The sequence below is a fragment of the Bartonella sp. B10834G3 genome, from assembly GCF_016102505.1.
Classification (GTDB): domain Bacteria; phylum Pseudomonadota; class Alphaproteobacteria; order Rhizobiales; family Rhizobiaceae; genus Bartonella; species Bartonella choladocola.
In genome coordinates this window covers 674894-695173 of the sequence record NZ_JACFOM010000002.1, presented here as the reverse complement: position 1 = coordinate 695173, position 20280 = coordinate 674894, and the positions used below count along the sequence as shown (strand labels likewise).

The 20280-nt window shown below is 44.8% G+C and carries 13 protein-coding genes and 2 tRNA genes; 9 read left to right on the top strand and 6 right to left on the bottom strand.

Annotated elements, in window-relative coordinates; genetic code table 11:
* The first annotated feature begins 496 nt into the window (after nt 1-496).
* From H3S94_RS08475 to H3S94_RS08465, 3 genes are all read left to right on the top strand, one after another.
* Nucleotides 497-2524 (top strand): hypothetical protein, encoded by a 2028-nt coding sequence (locus tag H3S94_RS08475; protein WP_198240771.1) that lies wholly within the window; start codon nt 497-499, stop codon nt 2522-2524.
* Nucleotides 2508-4112 carry an autotransporter outer membrane beta-barrel domain-containing protein gene (locus tag H3S94_RS08470; RefSeq protein ID WP_198240770.1) on the top strand — a complete coding sequence of 535 codons (1605 nt, stop codon included), beginning with the start codon at nt 2508-2510 and terminating at the stop codon, nt 4110-4112. The genes H3S94_RS08475 and H3S94_RS08470 overlap by 17 nt, the downstream gene beginning before the upstream one ends.
* A gap of 533 nt (nt 4113-4645) precedes the next feature.
* Nucleotides 4646-5338 carry a glutathione S-transferase family protein gene (locus H3S94_RS08465; protein WP_198240769.1) on the top strand — a complete coding sequence of 231 codons (693 nt, stop codon included), beginning with the start codon at nt 4646-4648 and terminating at the stop codon, nt 5336-5338.
* Nucleotides 5339-5923: 585 nt separating this feature from the next.
* On the opposite strand, the gene H3S94_RS08460 is transcribed toward H3S94_RS08465, so the two are convergent.
* A tRNA-Asn gene (locus H3S94_RS08460) sits at nt 5924-5998 on the bottom strand.
* Nucleotides 5999-6597: 599 nt separating this feature from the next.
* On the opposite strand from H3S94_RS08460, the gene H3S94_RS08455 reads away from it, so the two are divergent.
* From H3S94_RS08455 to H3S94_RS08445, 3 genes are all read left to right on the top strand, one after another.
* Nucleotides 6598-6671 (top strand) — tRNA-Cys (locus tag H3S94_RS08455).
* Nucleotides 6672-7461: 790 nt separating this feature from the next.
* Complete coding sequence (locus tag H3S94_RS08450) at nt 7462-8136, top strand: protein-L-isoaspartate O-methyltransferase (RefSeq protein ID WP_077992558.1); 675 nt, start codon at nt 7462-7464, stop codon at nt 8134-8136.
* A gap of 104 nt (nt 8137-8240) precedes the next feature.
* Nucleotides 8241-9632 (top strand): TolC family outer membrane protein, encoded by a 1392-nt coding sequence (locus tag H3S94_RS08445; protein WP_198231245.1) that lies wholly within the window; start codon nt 8241-8243, stop codon nt 9630-9632.
* Between the two features lie 894 nt (nt 9633-10526).
* Here the strand turns inward: H3S94_RS08445 and H3S94_RS08440 are convergent.
* Together H3S94_RS08440 and H3S94_RS08435 are read right to left on the bottom strand one after the other, a co-directional pair.
* Nucleotides 10527-10679, bottom strand: coding sequence for a hypothetical protein (locus tag H3S94_RS08440; protein ID WP_198240768.1), 153 nt, complete (start codon nt 10677-10679; stop codon nt 10527-10529).
* Between the two features lie 800 nt (nt 10680-11479).
* A complete protein-coding gene (locus H3S94_RS08435) occupies nt 11480-12253 on the bottom strand; it encodes a hypothetical protein (RefSeq protein WP_198240767.1) in 774 nt (257 codons plus the stop codon).
* 543 nt (nt 12254-12796) lie between these two features.
* On the opposite strand from H3S94_RS08435, the gene H3S94_RS08430 reads away from it, so the two are divergent.
* Nucleotides 12797-13567: a DUF2497 domain-containing protein gene (locus H3S94_RS08430; protein WP_198240766.1), complete on the top strand. Its 771-nt coding sequence runs from the start codon at nt 12797-12799 to the stop codon at nt 13565-13567.
* A gap of 384 nt (nt 13568-13951) precedes the next feature.
* Entirely contained in the window at nt 13952-16675 is a 2724-nt protein-coding gene (locus H3S94_RS08425; protein WP_198240765.1) for a valine--tRNA ligase, read from the top strand.
* A gap of 60 nt (nt 16676-16735) precedes the next feature.
* Here H3S94_RS08425 and H3S94_RS08420 read toward each other — a convergent pair whose 3' ends face one another.
* Nucleotides 16736-16984 carry a hypothetical protein gene (locus H3S94_RS08420; protein ID WP_149866648.1) on the bottom strand — a complete coding sequence of 83 codons (249 nt, stop codon included), beginning with the start codon at nt 16982-16984 and terminating at the stop codon, nt 16736-16738.
* A gap of 322 nt (nt 16985-17306) precedes the next feature.
* On the opposite strand from H3S94_RS08420, the gene H3S94_RS08415 reads away from it, so the two are divergent.
* Nucleotides 17307-18101 carry a tetratricopeptide repeat protein gene (locus tag H3S94_RS08415; RefSeq protein WP_077992548.1) on the top strand — a complete coding sequence of 265 codons (795 nt, stop codon included), beginning with the start codon at nt 17307-17309 and terminating at the stop codon, nt 18099-18101.
* A gap of 706 nt (nt 18102-18807) precedes the next feature.
* Here H3S94_RS08415 and H3S94_RS08410 read toward each other — a convergent pair.
* Nucleotides 18808-19554: an amino acid ABC transporter ATP-binding protein gene (locus tag H3S94_RS08410; protein ID WP_077992546.1), complete on the bottom strand. Its 747-nt coding sequence runs from the start codon at nt 19552-19554 to the stop codon at nt 18808-18810.
* Between the two features lie 12 nt (nt 19555-19566).
* A complete protein-coding gene (locus H3S94_RS08405) occupies nt 19567-20280 on the bottom strand; it encodes an amino acid ABC transporter permease (RefSeq protein ID WP_077992544.1) in 714 nt (237 codons plus the stop codon).

The window sequence follows — 20280 nt, the reverse complement described above, 5'->3', positions numbered from 1 at the left end:
GCAGGATTGTACATTTCTATAAACGCATTCAATCACGCTCATCAAACCAATTAGGAATGACATTTTGAATCGCAGGATCAGCTTCGATACGCCTCCGAACATTGCTGATTTAGTCGATTAAGTATTGTTTGAAAGTATTACAGATTTGCTATGTGGTAATGACCACTCGATCTGAATAAGGACTATCAAAAGAATAACCTACTGTAAGTTGATTTAGCTGGTTGAACGCAAAAAATCTATAAAATAACAATTTTCCGTTATTTTACAGATAGTTAGTATATAAAGATAGAATTTTTTCAAATATAAATGAAAACAACTGTGATAAAATAACAAAAGAACAGCATAAAATTAACTAAAAATTTTTCCCTGCTTACTCTGCACTTGATTTTATAAGCGCGTTATGCTTCTAAATTTTAAAAGAAGCTGGTCTGTCGTTATCAGCAAATATTCTCAACGGGGCATTTTCATAATGAATAAAAAATATTTCAGTACAACGGTGTCCGCTGTGACATTGGCATTGACGGTTGCAGGGGCAAATATTTCCTCAGCATGGGCTGGAGAAATCACATATAATGGTACTCAGGCTGATTACGACAATTACCATAGTAAAGATAACGGAACTTACGTGAAACCTCACGGGAGTGCCGATGGCAATACAGTCACGATAGATAATACGAATAATTTGACAGAAGGTGACTATAAAGCTCCTGATACCGTTGCAGGAGCATCGGTAGCGAGTGGTAAAACTTCGGAAAATACCGTTATTATTCAGGGAAAAGTGAAAGTTACTGAGGATGTTTATGGAGCAATCATCGGGAACGGTGTTTCTGAGAAAAATAAAGTTATTATAAAAGATGGTCAAATTGATGGCCGGGTTATGGGCGGCATTTCCAAGGCCGGCAGTGCCGACAATAACAGCGTTGACTTTTCCGGAGGTAACGTTACCGGAATGATCTACGGTGGCTTTGGGACGACCGGTGCATCTTACAACACTGTGACACTAAATGGAGGAACAGCAGACGCATTTATTTTGGGTGGTGCTGCGTCAAGTGGAGATGTCAAAAATAATTCGGTTGTGGTCGAAAGTGGCAACTACGGAAAGGATATTTACGCTGGTTACACGGACGCTACAGGCTTAGTTGATAGTAACATATTAACCCTGCGTGGCGGTAAGACTACTGCTACGGTTGCCGGTGGCCGATCTTCCGGTGATGCATCTGTTTCCAATAATCAACTTATTATGGATGGCTCGGCAAATGCATCTGTCGTTGCAGGTGGGTATATTGATGGAACAGGTGACGCTATCGGAAATAGTATAACCATTTCAGGTACCAGCGTTGTAGATTACTGGGCTGTAGGCGGCGTTAACAGAGGTAATGGTTCAGCAAAAGATAATGTGACTACGATTTCGGGAGGTGCCAACGTTGTCGAAGCCGCGGGCGGCGCTACAAAATTTGGCACAGCAAAAGGAAACAAACTTGTCATTAAAGGGGGAACTGTTACACTTGGCCACGGCGGGGTATCTGAACAAGGCTCGGCATCAGACAATTCGGTTGAAATGTCGGGGGGCACAGTAAAGGATCAGATTATTGGCGGGCACTCGCAAAGTGGCACCGATCCGAATGCTGTCAGCGTGTCAGGTAATCAGGTTACCTTTACCGGTGGAACTGTCGAGAACGAAGTTGTTGGTGGCGCAGCCGACACAGCAGGTAATGTGACACGTAATAGTGTTACCATGAGTGGCGAGGGAACAAAGGTAAAGGGAAGTCTCAGCGGCGGTTTTAGTGAATTGGGCGATGTATCCGATAACACTGTCAATTTAAACGGCGGATCGGTCGAGAGATTTGTTATCGGGGGAAGAACAATGAATGGCCGTGCCGATCGTAACATAATAAATGTTACAGGAGGGTCTGTCGGCGGCGAAATTATTGGTGGACAAAGTAACAAGGGTACCAATAAAAATCAGGTTCATGTTTCTGACGCGATAATCAATATGAATAGGGGTATTACAGGGGGCTATTCAGAAGACAGTGCAAGCACAAATAACGTTGTCACGGTCAAGAATGTCACAGTTACAGGTGATATAATTTCCGGCTACGTTGCAATTAAGAAGAATACCGGAGTATCGGGTAACGCCGAAGGTAATTCGCTTACGATTTCTAGTGCGATTGTTAATATGGTTACCAGTGGTTATACACAAAATGGCTCGGCGTCAAACAATACTATGTTGGTGACCTCGAATGCCACAGTCAATACGTTCGCCGCGGCAGGTATTTCCGAAAATGGTAATGTAAGCGGAAATTCGCTCACTATTAATGGGGGAGCACGTTTAGTTAGTGATGGTATCGGTGGTAAAACACTTATTGGGGATGCGACAAATAACAGCGTGTCGATTGAAGATGCCACTGTTGGTGGAAGTGTTTACGGTGGTTTTACGTCAAATGGCAATGCCACGAATAATTTGATCACTTTAACTGGTGGAAATGTAAAAATCGGCGGCACTGTTTATGGTGGTTTTTTTTGATGGCAAGGCCGGATCGGACGGAGATGTCTTTACCGGCAATACACTGACTCTCGTTCACTTCCACGGTGATCTGGTGGGCATTGAAAATGTTCAAAATTACAACTGGGTTTTGCCAAAGGATGTTGTCAATAATGCAATACTGGTTCACATCACCGGCGACAACGCCGTTAATCTAGCTAATACGAAGCATACTGTTGCAATGGAAAGCGACGGTAGTCGCCTGTCCGTTGGCGACAAAATTACGCTTATTGATAAAGTTGCCAACGCGTCGGCGTCTAAAATGGAAGTCAAACAAGGCAATTTCCTGATCTATGACATGAAGGCAGAGCAATCCGGTAATGGTTATGTTCTAACAGCTCTAAATAGTCAGGATGTTAAAGAGGAACACTCTGGCGGTGGCAACAATGGAGGAACCAACGGCGGAAACAATACAGGAGATGACAGCAGCAATACCGGTGGTAACAATGGGGCCGATGCCAATCAAAACAATGGCAATTCCGGCGACACTTCCAATACCGGCAATTCGCATAATGGCAATATCGGTGGCAACGGAAGTGGTAGTGGCGAGCTTGCGGGTCGTCTTAACCCACAAACGAAAGCATTTTCGGAAGGGCGTGCAGCATCTCTGGGCTTCTTGAATCAGGGAGCGGATTTGATAGCCAATGCCGGTATTCGTTCAGCCAGAAGTTCTGTTGCCGAGGCTGGCAATAATCCATGGCAGATGAATTTGATGCCGATCTTTGTTATTGACGGTAGCTCGAACCGTTACAAGAGTGGAAGTCATGCAGATGTTGATGGTTTCAATATGGCTGTCGGCTTGGCAACCGGCTTTGAACTTGCAGACAAACATCCGGTAACACTCGGCGCATTCTTTGAATATGGCCGTGGTACGTATGACACCTATAACAGTTTTGCCAATTATGCATCTGTTCATGGTGACGGTGACACACACTATACAGGTGGCGGTGTTCTTGGCCGGATAGATTTTGCCGGTACAGGTTTGGGGCGGGTTAACAAGCTTGAAGCAGGTCAGGCAGACGGGCTTTATGCAGAAGCATCATTCCGTGCCGGTCATATAGATACCGATTTTGATACAGATGACATTTTGGGCGAATTCGGCGAGGGGAGTGATTACGACAGTGGTGCGGACTATTATGGTCTGCATGGTGGTGTCGGTTATGTCATGAATTTCGACGAACGTAATTCGCTGGATGTTTATGGTCGTTATTTCTGGACAAAGATTGATAGCGAAACAGTTGATGTCGGTCGGGATCGGTTGCGCTTTGACGATGCAGACAGTTCGCGGTTGCGCATCGGAACCAGATATACAATGATTTATAACCAACAACTCAAACCATATGTCGGCATTGCTTACGACCATGAATTTGATGGTGAAGTTGCAGCCCGTGCATATGGATTGAAACTGGACAAGCCGTCGCTTGAAGGTGACACAGGCATTGTGGAAGCAGGTATTTCGATGAAGCCGGTAAGCACGATTGATGCATTGAGTGTTGATGTGACCGGTCAGGGCTTCATTGGTAGACGCGAAGGCGGCGGTGGCGGCCTCAAGATCAAGTATCAATTCTGATGAATCGGTATCCCGGTCGTTCATAAAAGGATTGGTTTCTCGAAATTCGGGAATATCTTTCCGATATGACCTGCAAGCTTTTATACCTGCACTCTTTTTATAAGGGTGCAGGTTTTTATTTAACCGGATATATTTAAATTAACCCGGCATAACTATAAGAGTGCAGGTTTTTCATTTTACCCGGTGTATCTTATCGCGAGAACAAAATGATATAAATTGGCCTTAACGTTTATAACGGGGAGCTTTACCGAACCCGATTGGTTGGTAATGGGGATGGCGATCAATAAAGTATCCGTTAATCGGGGGGGTGTATACGCAGTCCCGATCCTTGATATTCAAACGAATGTTGGTCTGCATAAATTTAAACAGGATAGAGGATGACCAGCTTATAAAAGATCAGGAGACTGCCCGACGATGCTGCTTGTTGTGGATATGGTCAATGGATGATATTCGTTTTGATAATGTCCGAACAATTGTCGGCTGTCGGCTGATGGCGATTAACGCTATCAGAACGGGTATCGGAGTGTTTTTCAATGTATAAACTTCATATTGCCAATAAGAATTATTCCTCATGGTCGCTCCGTCCATGGGTGCTTATGAAAACGCTGGATATACCTTTCGAGGAAATAAAACATATTTTCAAAGAGGATAATTACGGGCAATTCAAAGCATTTTCACCATCTGCAAGAGTTCCGGTTCTCATTGATGGAAACACTGTCGTTTGGGATAGTTTGGCAATTACCGAATATTTATTTGAAAGTTACGACGTGGTTTGGCCGAAGAGGCGGGAAGCACGTGCCTGGGCGCGATCAGCCGCTGCCGAAATGCATTCATCCTTCCAGTCATTACGGGCTCAATGCCCGATGTCGGTTGGAATAGTCGCAAAATTGAAAAAACCGACGCCGGAACTTGAAAAAGATCTACGCCGGCTGGACGAACTGTTTCTGTCGGGACTTGAACAATTTGGCGGCATGTTCCTTGCTGGCGAAGCGTTTACAGGTGTGGATGCGTTCTTCTGTCCTGTGGCTTTCCGTATCAAAAACTACAATATCGAATTAAGCAGCAAGTCACTGGACTATGTTGAAAGATTGCTTGCTCTCCCTTCTATGCGGGAATGGTATCGTCAAGCTTTGGAGGAATGGGAGAGAGACCCGATGGAAGAAGCGCAACTCGACCGTTACGCTTACCGCATAAATGATTTTAGAAAAAATAACAAAATCGGCTGATGCCGGTTTTTATTTCGCCTGAAGAGGTTTTTATTGCGCCTGAAGAGTTCGATATGAAACCATATCACGAAAACCCTTGTGGCTCTTGTCGCTTGACCATAGGCTTCAAGTCGTTTCGTTGAAAATGTCCGAAACCGGTGTACCACTGGTGACCGCGATTCGATTGTCGCCTTCGCACTTGAGACGAATAGATTCTGCCTTTCGGGTTAATAACAGAAATCGAATGGCTATTTGCATTTAAAATGCCGCACCATTCAAGACTGTGTTTGTTGAAAAAGTGAACCGGAAAAACTGGCAGTAAATTTTTAACTCGATTTATTTATCGTCCATCAGCGTGGAACGGCAAATTTATCGTTCTTAGCGCGGAATGGGCAATTTTTAACAGTCCGGGTAGCGAAAAGCGATCACGATAATGATGGAGAGCCTTGTGAGACACCGAATCTCGAAGGTTCCGCAACTCACCTTATAACAATATGCTGAACAGAGCCTTGATTGGCTTTTAAAGCAAGTTGAAAAAAAGGACTTCAAGCGAGGCTTTTAGCAAGCTCAAAACGAATTTTTTAACAAATAATATGTGGGAAAAAGTGGCTCCCCGGGCCGGATTCGAACCAGCGACCAACCGGTTAACAGCCGGTTGCTCTACCACTGAGCTACCGGGGAATGGCGCTCACATGTGTGATGCAGCAGGGCTATAGCAAATGAATTTAGGTTTTGCAAATAGGGAAATGATAATTTTTTAAAAAAAATATCAACACCCCGCCGGTGATGCACTGTAGGTTGAAGAAAACTGCCGGAAAACGGCCGCGCAAAGGTCAATAATAGCAATTGATGTGTCAACGAAAAATGTCGCGTCTTGTAAGACTCAAGCATTTGGCGTGTTCTTTTTCTCAAGATGAGTCTTGCATGTCGGACAAAATCGGTGATCGAAGGTTTTTAGCGAAAAGTTTCAATCCGGTTCCGAGAAAATATTTCGTGCGGATTGAATGTAAACGTGTGAAGTTCGGTCTCTCCGGCAAGTTTTCACATTCTTTCGGTTATTGATTTGATTTGTTTGAGCAGGATAGGCGTCAATGCGTGAAAATCGGCGTGCCTCGAAGGTGAAACCCGATTTTAATCCATGGATAAGCCTGAACAGTATCAAGGCATGGGAACGCTATCCAGATTACGATGCGAGATTTAACAAAAAATACATATATTCGCTTGTTGTGTGTCTTGACGGAAGCCTTTGCTTAACTTAATGAGCTACTAACATTTTATGAGGCCTCGTGGCGGAACGGTTACGCAGAGGACTGCAAATCCTTGTAACCCGGTTCGACTCCGGGCGAGGCCTCCAATTTTCCGGTTGCACCCTTTGTGAGCCGTTATCCAATACTCCCTTCATTAAGGCCCCGATTTGCTGTGAATTGATTGTTCGGCAATTCCAACGAAGTGACACAGACCTCCGGTGAAAAGTTCTGTGCTATGATTTAAAGGTGAAGTTGGCTTCCTTAAATTGGTGTCCATTAGTTTGCGTCCGAGAGTTCAAGCCCATACGTTGGCGTCTAAGTGTTGGCGTCTAAGTGTTGGCATCTATGAGTTAGCGTCTATGAGTTGGCGCGTATAAGTTGGCGGCCACGAGTGCGGTGTCATGGTGCCGGTGTCATGAGTTCGGTGTCATGTGTCCGGTTTAACGAGGTTGTTTCATTCCATCGAAGGTATTTGTTTGTCATTGACGTCAATATGCTTGCCGATTGCAGCGATTTTCCCGTTATGACATTTTGGATAGGGATTATTCTTGAACAATTTTTATTCCGCTATGTCGAATGTAGATTTTGAAATGGGTAAAGAACCGAATGACGGGCAGAATTATAACAAAATTCAAAAATTAAGTGATTTTTGATGTATATCTAAAGAGTTTGATCTTCGATTTTTGCGCGGAGTCGGGTTTTGTGATAATTCTTGACGTGGTAAGCCGCATAAAAACGGTTCACAAAGGCCAGAAGACGTATTCCACTCATTTTCGAGGGTGAATGAGGCCTTTGCAAATCTTATGATTGACTGTAACTTTGTTTTTTGCGACACCTCACTAAATTATATATTTTCCCTACAGCGTGTTTCGTAGTGGATGAGAAGGAAGTTCGGTTATGGCAGCGGATTTTGCAATGCTTCGGCAGAGAATGGTAGATAGTCAGATTCGGACAGTGGATGTTACGAAGCTTGCGGTTCTGGCCGCATTTTTGACAGTTCCCCGCGAAAAGTTTGTACCTGAAAAAATTAAAGAATTGGCCTATACAGATGAAGCTATTCCCTTGACTGCTTCACGTGCTGGCGGGCGCGGACGTTATCTGATGAAACCGGCGGCATTGGCAAAATTGTTGCAAGCAGCCGATATAAAATTGGAAGATGTCGTGCTCGATATCGGGGCAGGAACAGGTTATAGCGCCGCACTTTTGTCAAAATTGGCAAGTTCCGTCATTGCGTTGGAACAGGATGAGAAGCTTGCCGCTGTCGCCAATGAAAATATGCAGAAGGGCGGTTATGATAATGTAGCCGTCGTCAGCGGACCTCTCGCAAAAGGTTATGCGGAAGAAGGGCCTTATGACGTTATTCTTCTCGAGGGTTCCGTTGATTTTATACCGGAAGGTCTTTTTGCACAGATGCGTGAAGGTGGTCGCCTTGTAGTGGCCGAGGGGCATGGCAATTCCGCTGTTGCTCGCGTCTATATGAAAGAAGACGGTGTCGTATCCGCCCGGCGCGTCTTTAACCTTGCAATCAACCCGTTAGAGGGCTTCCAGAAAACACCCGAATTTGTTTTCTAAGGAACCTCAAAGGGTTGCGGTTGTGCAACGGTTGGATTTTTAATGATCGGATGCATTGCATTTTTTTGACGGTCAGGTAAATAGTATCAACTTGTCCATTCAAGATGGGTTGTGTGATTTTTTTGAATAGAGGTGTAGCTGTGGTGAAAACAAAGAAAGCTCTTTTGTCGGCTTTATTGCTATCAGGCGTTGTTTTTGCATCGCAACCTGTGCATGCCGAAACGCTGATGGGGGCTCTCGCCAAGGCTTACACAAACAACGGCAATCTGAATAGTGAAAGAGCAAGTGCCCGCATTCTCGATGAAGATATTGCCATTGCGAAATCCAACTTCCGTCCTCAAATCGAGGGCTTCGGTTCGTATGCCCGCGGCCGCAGTGCTGCGACAACCTATTATACGACAACCGGTTCGTTGGGAGTGCAATTAAGCCAGAAAGTTTTTGACGGTTTCGTTACCAAGAATACAGTTGCTTCGGCCGAAGTTAAAGCACAGGCGCAACGCGAATATTTGCGCAATACCGAGCAGAATATGCTGGTTAATGCCGCAACAGCCTATGCCAATGTGTTCCAGTATCGGCAGATTGCCGAATTGCGCCGCCAAAACCTTGCAGCTTTGGAAGAGCAAGTACGAGCTGATAAAGCAAAACTTGATGTTGGCGAGGGAACCCGTACGGATTTGGCACAGTCGGAGGCTGCACGTTCCGTCGCAGTATCCGAACTCAGTCTGGCGCGTGCAGATGTCAAGTCGGCTGAAGCCGTTTATCGTCAGGTAATTGGTGCGGACCCAGACAAATTGGAGCGCCCGCCGGTTTCAAAAGCCCTGCCGGGGTCACCGGATGCGGGTTACAAGATTGGTGCGGCGACTCACCCCGCTATTCTTTATTCAAAATACCTGATTGATGCCAGCTCCTATAACGTCAAAGCCAAAGAGGGCGCTTTGCTTCCTCAGGTCGATTTATCGGCAAGTACATCTTACAACCAGATTTATAATGGTCCGGGGGATGGCGGCCGGTCGAATTCGGTTGGCGTATCAATCAATGTGCCAATTTACCAAGGCGGTCGTACTTCGGCTCAAATCCGGCAATCCAAGGAACAGCTGGGTCAGGCAAGGATACAGCTGGATCTTGCTCAGGATAGCGTTCGCGAGAACATGTCGTCTTCATGGTCTCAATTGGAAGGAGCACGCGCGTCGGTTATAGCCTATCGTGATAGTGTTCGTGCTGCAGAAATTGCTCTTGACGGTCGTGTTCAGGAAAACCGTGTTGGCCAAGCGACAACTCTGGACGTTTTGAATTCACGCACACAACTTATTGATGCGCAGATTTCATTGGTTACAGCAGAGCGTAATGTTGTGGTTGCAAGCTATAATGTCCAGTCGGCAATCGGTAAAATGACAGCCGATCAATTGGGGCTGCGCGTTGTCAAATATGATCCGGAAGAACATAACAAAGCTGTCAAAGATAAATGGATTGGCGTTCGCACACCGGACGGGCGGTGATTTGAAGGAGGCCTTAAATATAAATATATGATTTTATATTTTTCTTCATCCATTTAACGTCTTTGATTGTTTAGAGTTAAGTATCACCCCGATATAAATGAAATTGAAAAAGCACATTTTAAATTCAATGTGCTTTTTTGTTTTATCCGGACTTTCTATTTCGATTATTTTCGGCAATTTACGGGCTAATATGCTAGTGAAAATTTCATTGATCGGGAAATCATAGTTCAAGACTTGTACTTCCTATGATCGACGGATAGTTTCGATGGTTATTGACCTTCAGCATTGATAGGCAATATCAACGTTTCAACGCGTTGCAGATATGTCTTGGAATGAACGGACATATGTCAAACGGGCGGGATTGTGCTTGTGAAAGAAGTCGGGAGCGTGTCTTTGAAAAAAAGATACGGCTCTGTCCAAATGATAATGGCTGTAAAATCTGTCGTTATTCAATTTTGCTAAACGTTAAAGATCTATCGTTGAGAGATATTATTCCCGTCATAAGTAATTACTGCTTGGCCATCCGTTAAATTGAACGGATTAAAGCCTTTGATACAAAAATGAATAACGGCCTACTATATTGAATAGCGGCTTATGAATAAGTGTAGAAGTTTGGCCTTGATCGGATCCTTGCGGATAATTTTGCAGTGTCCGGCATTTTTCAATGTATTGCCAATCAAGATTTAGCCGGTTTTTCCCCTTCCGATTTTCTGCGACTTCTACCAAAATTTGCTTGGAAGTTCTGCCGCAACACATTTTTCAATGACGGATTCTTTGCTTGGTGGTAGGCATGAACGCTAAATCCGGTTCTTCTTGCAAAACGGCAATTGTATCAGAGACTTCGTTCCGGAATTTAACCTGCTGGAATTTTTGCGAGATGGTCTTCGGGCTGCGTTAAACAATGTTCTTTGTCTGCGGTGATTTTGCCTTGGTTTTCTTCTGTTCAATGTTATGGACGGCAAGATAGAGCTGATAATCATGCGCATCGCGTTTACCGCAATATTCTATCTCCCCTGTCAGTGGATATTTGCAGTATAGTTGGGTCATATTCCCGAAAGAACGACATTACAGGGTGATGGTGAGGTCGGTAGTGGTAATCGGGTTTTGGGGCAAGAGCTTGGCACAGCTTGCTTTTGAATAGAGATCGACAAAACTATGCTGATAAACATGTCCGACACCCTTTAATGTTCCGACATAGGACGTATCTTGATAAGCCGATTAAGCGGGAAGGGCGATTTCACCCACTCACCAAGCTTCATTATCGAGTTTCTTCTTTTTTAGAGAAACAATCTGCGCTTCCGGCGGGAAAATGCCATCATCGGCAACCGGTTTTCAAGGAAAGTCAACCGGAAGTGGAAGTTCACCAGATCATTGCTGCCATTTGGAAAGCAAGCCGGATGCAAAGACAAATACAACAAATATACGGAACTCGTGATTGTTCCAAACCTTTCGATCGACGGGTTATCGGGCGGCAAAGGGAAATATCGGTATTGCCAATCTCCTCATCAACGCGTTTTTTTAAATTTGGCTGCGGCGCATACGCTCGAACAGAGCCTTGCACCATCGTCATCAGCACAGATTTACTTCAATAGAAAGTGTCGGGGGGAAATTCCATAATCTCGCACAGTTTAGAGGCGTTTCCCAATTCATCAATAAAATTAAACAATCCGATCTTGTGTTAGATCATTCGTTCTTTGCAATCATGAGAGCTGCCGTTCTTTGAATGTTTGTTTTGTCACAACACGCAAAGAGGGCAACTCCCGCTTTGAAAAGTCCAAATTGTCAGATCGTGTCTAAACTTTTACAAATAATGATGACAGTCGTGTTTACCGATATTATCTGCTTTTTTAGAACACGATATTATAACGCCACCGACGAGCGTTTTTACCACTCAAGAAAAGATCGCCACTTGCAAGTGTTTTGCCACTTTCCCAAAGCTGTCTTGCCCGTTCGTTCGTGCCTGGAGCGAGTTGAGATTTGTCAACTTCAAGTTCGCTGACTTCGCCTCCCCCCTCTTTTCGCTTAAAAGCGTAGTTGACCCGGTCAAACATCGGATCGTCGACTTCGTCCCCCATATAGATTTGATAATCGCCTGAAACCAACTTATCCATAAGGCCGTGACGATCTTCTATTTTACCTTCACGAACACCGATTTTATAATATTCAACCACAATCTCTTTCATTTGATCTTGAGAGAGAGCATGAGGGTTGTCTTCTAAATAATCATATAAATTTTGATATATAACACTTGATAGGCTGCGCGACGATGAACCATCTTTTATTTCTGTAATATCAATAGCATCGCCTATGATTTTTTGTATTTTATCAACAGAAGCCTGATTTTCCCGATCAACAGCAACCTTAACTTTGTTATTATCTTTGACTTTATCTTGAGATTGCGCATTATTTGCTTTCAAGGCATTTTCAATCAATTTGGATCGAAAATCTGCTTGAGACTTATCCCGAATTTCACCTGCTTGTTTTACAAGTTCTTGAATATTGTTTTTAACGTCAGAGGGATTTGACTTGTTTGAATTGTTGGTCTTTGACGTTATCGATTGAATCAACTGAAGTGCTATTTCTCCACTTCGTCCAGTTAATGCGGTAGATGAGATGGTCATGTCGTATCCCCTCAAGAATACTGCAGCTTTTCAAGCTCTCATAGCTATTCCAGCGCTACCTCACATTCTTCATGAATGTATCATAACGGTACATTAAAAAGATCAATTGTCAATATCAACAATGCTATCAACAGGAAGAACTTTCAGATTCTATAATAACAACGTTTATAGTGAATGCGCCAATCACTACTGAAAGAGTTATCTTTTTACTATGAAAAATAAACTTAAGTGCCGGATTCTTAACCGGTATATTTAATTTCCGGAAGAACGCTTTGCTTGATGTGCAATTGGATAAATTTTCCTTTTCCTGAATGAATGCGACAACCTGAGGTAGAGAACACGTTTTTTTTAACAACGAAAGGTTTTTCGTAAATTAAACGTTAAAAGAGTATATTATGGTCGATTATATAATAATGGTTGAAAAAACAGAGAAATCTGTGTGTTGTCTATCTTAAACTTGGCCGTATGATTTTAGCGTGACAGTTGTTTTGCTAAACTCCAACCACGATTCTGGTTGTATTTCGGGTTGAGAGGTAAAAGAGTATGGCACAAAGTTCAAACGCGTTGAAGGAACCAAACACGGACGAGATACTTGCATCTATCCGCGAGATTATTGAAGAAAATACCGGACGCGTTAATCCCCGGTCTAATGAGATAAATGAAGCTGTTAACAGTGTCGGTGCTCGTGATACATCCCGCGTGAAAGCTGCAAGAACAGCCGCAACGGCTGAAACTGCCTCGCCGGACGAAACAGCCGCGCCGGCCGATAAGGACATTTCAGAGAATAATCCCGAAGCTCTGACAGTCGACGATGCAATGAAGGCACTTGCTGCGCGTATTGGCTTGGGCGGGCAGGAAGACCATGGTTCAGCCAACCAGAATCCGGAAAATGAAGGCTATGACGCAGGAACAGCCGACCAGCGCGTTCAAGCTGCTACAAGTGACGAAACATCCCAACAACAGGATTCCGAGCCATTAAACGGGGAACAACAGCCGGAAATGGCAGATAGCGCGGAAGCCGTTGAAAGTCGGAACCATTATCAGAATACTGAAAAGGCTGATCTTTCAGCCCGACAGGACGTAGACAATTCCGATGGGAGAAACTCAGAAAACGAGACCGATAACGAGATGCGTTATCCGGAACTTGAGTTTAACCCGAAACTCTGGGATGCCGTTGAAAGTTTGGCAGAACAGGTATTGCGTCCGGTTCTTCTGAAATGGTTGCAAAATCATTGGTCTTCACTGGTGGAAAGAATCCTTCAAGAGGAAATTATCAAAGCGTTCGAGAAAAAATTTCCGTCTGATCGGGACTGATGCACTTATCCTCTATTGTCCAGACGTTTTGAACCTTGTCTATTGCGTCGGCAATCTGGTCTATTGCGTCGGCAATCTTGTCTATTTCATCATATGTTTCGAATCTATCATATGTGTCGTGCTAAAGGATATTCGGTTTTGGATATTCTTAATTTGATGACGTTCGATCTTTAAAAAAACAGGATCGAAACAGGTTGAAATTGTCTTGAAATAAAGGAGTTTCGCATTTTATCGGGAAATTATATCAAATTATTTCATTATTTTTTGAAACCTGATACGAAGTCGGTTAAAACCGATTGGAAATATGTCTTCAAACGGAACTGGGATAGCTTTTTGCAATAGAGCAACAAGATTGCCGTCTACCGGTGAAAATTGGAAAAGAGAATGTTAGAAAAAACATATGATGCCGGCTCGACCGAGCCCCGTATAGAAAAACAATGGGAAGAAAACGGTGTCTTCAAGGCAGGAGCAGGATCAAAACCGGGAGCCGAGGCTTTCAGCATTGTCATTCCACCGCCTAATGTCACCGGTTCTTTGCATATGGGGCACGCGCTCAATAACACCATTCAGGATATTATGGTGCGATTTGAACGGATGAGGGGAAAGAATGTTTTATGGCAGCCGGGAATGGACCACGCCGGAATAGCCACACAAATGGTTGTCGAGCGCCAATTGGCTCAACGGAAAGAACCGACACGCCAAGAAATGGGACGCGAAAAATTTGTCGAACGCGTCTGGCAATGGCGCGAAGAATCGGGTGGCAAAATAGCCCATCAACTGCGGCGTCTCGGTGCTTCCTGCGATTGGTCGCGTGAGCGTTTTACGATGGATGAAGGGCTATCGCGCGCTGTACTGGAAGTTTTTGTTACTCTTTATAAGGAAGGTTTGATCTATAAAGACAAGCGCCTTGTCAATTGGGACCCGAAGCTTTTGACCGCGATTTCCGATCTTGAAGTCGAGCAGAAAGAAGTAAAAGGGCATCTTTGGCATTTTCGGTATCCGCTGGAAGGAAAAGTTTTCAATCCCGACGATCCGGATACTTTCATTGTTGTCGCCACCACGAGGCCTGAAACTATGCTTGGTGATACCGGTATAGCTGTCAATCCGAAGGATGAAAGATATAAGGCTCTCATAGGGCATCATGCAATATTGCCATTCGTTGGACGCAAGCTCGAAATTGTCGGCGATGATTATGCCGACCCCGAAGCAGGGACGGGTGCTGTTAAAATCACTCCGGCTCATGATTTCAATGACTTCGAGGTTGGGCGTCGGCACAATCTTAGAATTATCAATATCATGACGGAAAATGCGAAAATTTTCCTGCGTGATAATGAAGATTTCCTGAAAGATCTAGAAGAAACAGAGACACTCCAAAAGCTCGTTGAAGCATTCGACCGGTTGGATCGTTTTGACGCCCGACAAAAAATTGTCGAAATGATGGAAGAGGGCGGCTATCTCGCCGGTATTGAAGACCATACACATATGGTTCCCCATGGCGACCGTGGCGGCGTGCCGATCGAACCTTTGTTGACCGACCAATGGTATGTTAATGCAAAAAAGCTTGCAAAACCGGCCATTGATGCTGTTAAAACCGGAAAAACGGTGATTATCCCGAAGAATTGGGAAAAAACCTATTTCAACTGGATGGAAAATATCGAACCCTGGTGCATTTCCCGCCAGTTATGGTGGGGACACCAGATTCCGGCCTGGTACGGGCCTGACGGAAAGGTCTTCGTTGAAAAGTCGGCTGAAGAAGCGCAAAAATCGGCTGATGAATATTATGGTAAAACAGTCGAATTACGGCGTGACGAGGATGTACTTGATACCTGGTTTTCGTCAGCCTTATGGCCATTTTCGACGCTCGGTTGGCCGGATAAGACAAAAGAACTTGAAACCTACTACCCGACCAGCGTTGTGGTGACAGGCTTCGATATTCTATTTTTCTGGGTCGCGCGTATGATGATGATGGGGCTGCATTTCATGCATGATGTGCCGTTCCACAACATCTATATGCATGCGCTGGTTCGTGACAAGAACGGCGCCAAAATGTCGAAATCGAAGGGTAATGTCATTGATCCGCTCGATCTGATGGACGAATATGGTGCGGATGCATTGCGCTTTACACTTGCTATTATGGCAGCGCAGGGCAGGGATGTGAAACTCGACCCTGCACGTATTGCCGGCTATCGCAATTTTGGCACAAAACTTTGGAACGCAACGCGTTTTGCCGAAATGAACGGGGTTGCTTATGATCCCTCTTTCAAACCCGAAACCGTCAAACTGTCACTCAATCGCTGGATTTTGACAGAGCTTTCAAAAACAATTGAAGCTGTAACATCGGGAATTGAAACCTATCGTTTCAATGATGCAGCCGCAGCAGTTTATCGCTTTATCTGGAATACTTTGTGTGATTGGTATCTCGAATTGTTGAAGCCGATTTTTCAGGGCGAAGACGAAAGCGAGAAAAAAGAAGCGCAGGCTTGTGTCGCGTGGGTTCTCGAACAGGTTTATAAAATTCTGCACCCGTTCATGCCTTATATGACGGAAGAATTATGGGCGCTAACGGCAACCGACCAGCATAAAAGAACGACGATGCTGGCACTCGCAAGCTGGCCGGATATCAATTTCCGTGATGAAAAGGCGGCGGAAGATATAAACTGGCTCATTGATGTTGTCGGCGGAATCCGCTCTGCGCGCGCAGAAATGAATGTTCCGGCGGGTGCAATGGCGCCTTTGGTCATTGTCGAAGCAGGAAATACAACAAAAGAACGTGTCGAACGTCATGAAGCAGCGATCAAGCGTCTGGCACGTATCGAAACGATCGACTTTGCAAATAAAGTTCCGGATGCAGCTGCCCAGATTATCCTTGGCGAAGCAACATTTTGTATGCCGTTAGGCAAATTGATTGATTTTGAAGCCGAACGGGCACGGCTGCACAAAGAAATGGGCAAGATTGATCTTGACATCGAAAAGGTCGAAAAAAAGCTTGATAACCCCAAGTTTGTTGCAAATGCCAAGCCGGAAATTGTCGAGGCTGAACGCGAACGCCTGACCGAGCTTGAAGCGGCTAAAGAAAAACTGGCTATTGCTCTGAAGCGGCTTGGATAAGTTTTTGATGATGTTGAAATTTAAAAACCGCCTGTACCAATTATCAGGCGGTTTTTACTTTTAGCCGCGTCCGCTGCCATTTCCCATGGCTGAAGCGTAATTTTTACGCACTGCCGGGGCGGGTGCAGGAATGTCGGCAGGGTTCAATGTTCGCCACTGGCGTTCGCCATTATCGCCAAGATACCAATAGCCTGTCGTTGTTGCGGAGGTTGCATTTGTCACGGCACTTTCAGGCTTGGTGGTTGTCGAACAACCTGATATTACCACTGTGAAAAGCGCGAACGCTACAAGACCCGTTTTACTCATCATTGTTCCGACTCATACAAATAAGGCCAAACCGGCTAAGAATGCGAAATGTTTTCGCACAGATTTATTGGTGCTTGTTTAGCAATACAGGAGGCTATCTTACATAATTATAGCTATGATGCAATTTTAAAAAATTCATGGCTTTCGACCGGTTAACTATAATAGAGTGATCTTCCGGTGTTGCTTTCAGGCAACACACTTTTGAAAGTTGATATGCTAACATCAGGAACAAATTTGATGCCTCATTCCCACCACAAAGCAAGAGCATTTTATTCAACATAAAAGCCATTGCTCGTTGAAATCGGGCTAGATAGGAAAATTTCATATGAACAGATGCAAAGAAGGTTGGTTGGCCAGTGTGACTGCGCTCACATTGGGAATCTGTCTTTCTACCGCATCTGCGCTTGATGTAAACCAGACTAAAAGCCAATCGGATAGCCCGTTCGAGTTTTTCAAGAGCGGTATTTCAGCTTATAAAAATGGTGATAAGGGGCAGGCTGTCAAGGCACTGAAATATGCTGCCGATATGGGGCACCCCGGTGCCAATTGGAAGCTGGCACGCATGTATGCGGATGGTGATGGCGTCGCCGAGAATGATTATGCGGCCTATCAATTTTACGTTCGTATTGTTCAGGAAGGTGCCGATCCCGGTTCGGAAGACGAAAGCTATCTTTCCGATGCTCTGGTAGAGATAGCGACTTATCTCGTAACGGGGATTCCTAATTCGCCTGTCAAACAGGATATGCCGCAAGCACGCAGTCTTTATTTGCAGGCGGCAACCAATTTCGGTAATCCTGAAGCGCAATATCGTTTGGGAAAAATGCTGTTGAATGGCGATGGGGGAGAAAAAAATCCCGTTCAGGCTGCTCGCTGGTTCCAGCTTGCGGCAAGAAAAGGCAATCCGGCAGCGCAAGCAATGTTGGGCAATATGTTGTTTCAAGCAGGCAAAACAGTGCGGGGGCTTGCAATGATGACGGCAGCTTATGAAAAAGCCGGTCCACACGACCAGACATGGATTCGGCAATTGCAAGAACGTGCTTTCGCGGTTTCGGGCGAAGCCGATCGGCGCACGGCTATTTCTCTTGCAAGCGACATCGTCAGGAACGATAACGGTTTTTAACTTTCAATTTTATAAATTTTCAATAGGCGTTGGTATTCATCAGTCGATCTATTCCGGTAAGAGTTCCATTCAATCGCGTGTTTTTATAGGGCCGCCGTTTTATAGGGTCGCCGTTTTATAGGGCCGCTGTTTTATAAGGCCCCCGTTTCATAGATCCCCGTTTTATAGCGCCACTCAATCACCATTTTGTTGTGAAGAGTGATAATGTGTCGAAAGTCGGGTGCGGCACTGTTGCCGCGCCACGGGCTACTATTGGGGCACACCAAGGTTTTTGGGTAGGCGGGCAGGTTGCTTTTAAACCGGATGCTTTTTGATGACTGTGTTATGCTGTTGGCTTTCAGCCATTTCGTGAACGGTATAACGAAGAGGTTTTTGTAGCGATTGATTGTTAGCCTGACATTCCGGCGACCAATGCGGCAAGTCTATCCCGCAAACGTCTGTCGCAATTAGCTGACGTGTCCACATTGATGATATGAATGTTTGCTAAGACAGGATTGCGCCAATTAGCGAAAGAAAAATTTCGCAAAGCCGGATAGAAGCCAACGATGATTGGGTCAATCATTGTCGGCTATTTACCAAATCCGGAAATAACCACAAGGATAATATCTGGCTTGTTTTCAATCTTCGGGCAACAAGACATAGCACCGGATGTTGAACCAGCCAATCGCCTCTTCATTACGTGAACTGCTTGTTGCCGCTTGTCGGATTAATGGCTCAAAATCTTCGACAGAAAATCGCGGGCTCTCGGCGTTCTCAAATCAGGTGATGCAAAGAATTCTTCCGATGTACAATCTTCCAATATTGCTCCGGCATCCATGAAAATGACACGGTCTGATACTTTATGTGCAAAGCCCATTTCGTGGGTTACGCATATCATCGTCATTCCATCCTGTGCGAGTCCTACCATGACATCAAGCACTTCACCCACCATTTCAGGGTCGAGTGCAGACGTTGGTTCATCGAACAACATAACAACAGGATCCATTGTCAAAGCGCGCGCAATGGCAACGCGCTGTTGTTGACCACCCGAAAGTTGCCCCGGATATTTATCCTTATGGTCGATCAGACCGACGCGTTTGAGATATTTCAGCCCGCTTTCGATTGCATCTTTCTTTGAACGATGCAGAACTTTGGTCTGCGCAATCGTCAAATTTTCCATCACCGATAAATGCGGAAAAAGCTCGAAATGTTGGAAAACCATACCAACGCGGCTACGTAATTTGGGTAAATCGGTTTTCGGAGAATGAACGGGAACACCGTCGACCCAAATCTGCCCTTCCTGAAACGGTTCAAGTGCATTAATGGTCTTGATAAAGGTCGATTTACCAGAACCGGAAGGACCACATACAACGACAACTTCGCCTTTGCTTATATTGGTCGAACAATTCTTCAAAACGTTGAATTTTCCATACCATTTGGAAACGTTTTTTACTTCAATCATATGTTCGGGCATAAAACTTTCCTATCAGCGAATAATAGCGACTTTTTTCTGCAGATACATGACAGCCTGCGAGAGCGTGAAACAGATCACAAAATAGAACACGGCGGCAAGAATATAAGCTTCCTGTTTGACACCGAAATTGTTTGCCACAATGTCGAAACCTTTGAGAAGATCATTGCCGCTAATTGCATAGACAAGCGATGTATCCTGAAACAGGATAATGACCTGCGTAAGAAGAACGGGAAGCATATTTCGTAATGCTTGAGGTAAAATGACGATCAGCATGGATTGCCAATAAGTCATGCCGAGAGCTTCGCTGGCAAATTTTTGCCCCTGCGGAACCGACCTTATGCCGGCGCGCATAATTTCTGCGAAATAGGCTGCTTCAAAGGCTGTGAACGTAATGAATGCGGAATTGTTTGCGCCGATCGAATGTCCGGTGACAAAAGGCAGCAAGACGAAAAACCAGAGAATTACCATCACCAAAGGGATGGAGCGCATGGCAGTAACGTAAATGGTGGCTATCCATGATAAAGGCTTTATTGATGAAAGCCGCATCATTGCCAAAAGTGTTCCGAAGATCACTCCAAGGACGGTGGCAACAATTGTTAATACGACACTGAAAATAAGGCCGGATAAAATGTAGGTTTTGAATACATCGAAAGTGAAGAAGGAAAAATCCATCCACGAAAAGTCGAACGTCAGATAATAGGATAGGGTAGAGCCGGGATTCGACAT

Excerpts from the sequence above, each read along its gene's own strand:
- H3S94_RS08470 (WP_198240770.1), top strand. The coding sequence starts at position 2,508 with ATGGTGGTTTTTTTTGATGGCAAGGCCGGATCGGACGGAGATGTCTTT.
- H3S94_RS08450 (WP_077992558.1), top strand. The coding sequence starts at position 7,462 with ATGGCAGCGGATTTTGCAATGCTTCGGCAGAGAATGGTAGATAGTCAG.
- H3S94_RS08440 (WP_198240768.1), bottom strand. The coding sequence starts at position 10,679 with ATGACCCAACTATACTGCAAATATCCACTGACAGGGGAGATAGAATAT.
- H3S94_RS08465 (WP_198240769.1), top strand. The coding sequence starts at position 4,646 with ATGTATAAACTTCATATTGCCAATAAGAATTATTCCTCATGGTCGCTC.
- H3S94_RS08415 (WP_077992548.1), top strand. The coding sequence starts at position 17,307 with ATGAACAGATGCAAAGAAGGTTGGTTGGCCAGTGTGACTGCGCTCACA.
- H3S94_RS08410 (WP_077992546.1), bottom strand. The coding sequence starts at position 19,554 with ATGCCCGAACATATGATTGAAGTAAAAAACGTTTCCAAATGGTATGGA.
- H3S94_RS08430 (WP_198240766.1), top strand. The coding sequence starts at position 12,797 with ATGGCACAAAGTTCAAACGCGTTGAAGGAACCAAACACGGACGAGATA.
- H3S94_RS08435 (WP_198240767.1), bottom strand. The coding sequence starts at position 12,253 with ATGACCATCTCATCTACCGCATTAACTGGACGAAGTGGAGAAATAGCA.
- H3S94_RS08420 (WP_149866648.1), bottom strand. The coding sequence starts at position 16,984 with ATGATGAGTAAAACGGGTCTTGTAGCGTTCGCGCTTTTCACAGTGGTA.
- H3S94_RS08425 (WP_198240765.1), top strand. The coding sequence starts at position 13,952 with ATGTTAGAAAAAACATATGATGCCGGCTCGACCGAGCCCCGTATAGAA.
- H3S94_RS08405 (WP_077992544.1), bottom strand. The coding sequence starts at position 20,280 with ATGTCGAATCCCGGCTCTACCCTATCCTATTATCTGACGTTCGACTTT.
- H3S94_RS08445 (WP_198231245.1), top strand. The coding sequence starts at position 8,241 with ATGGGTTGTGTGATTTTTTTGAATAGAGGTGTAGCTGTGGTGAAAACA.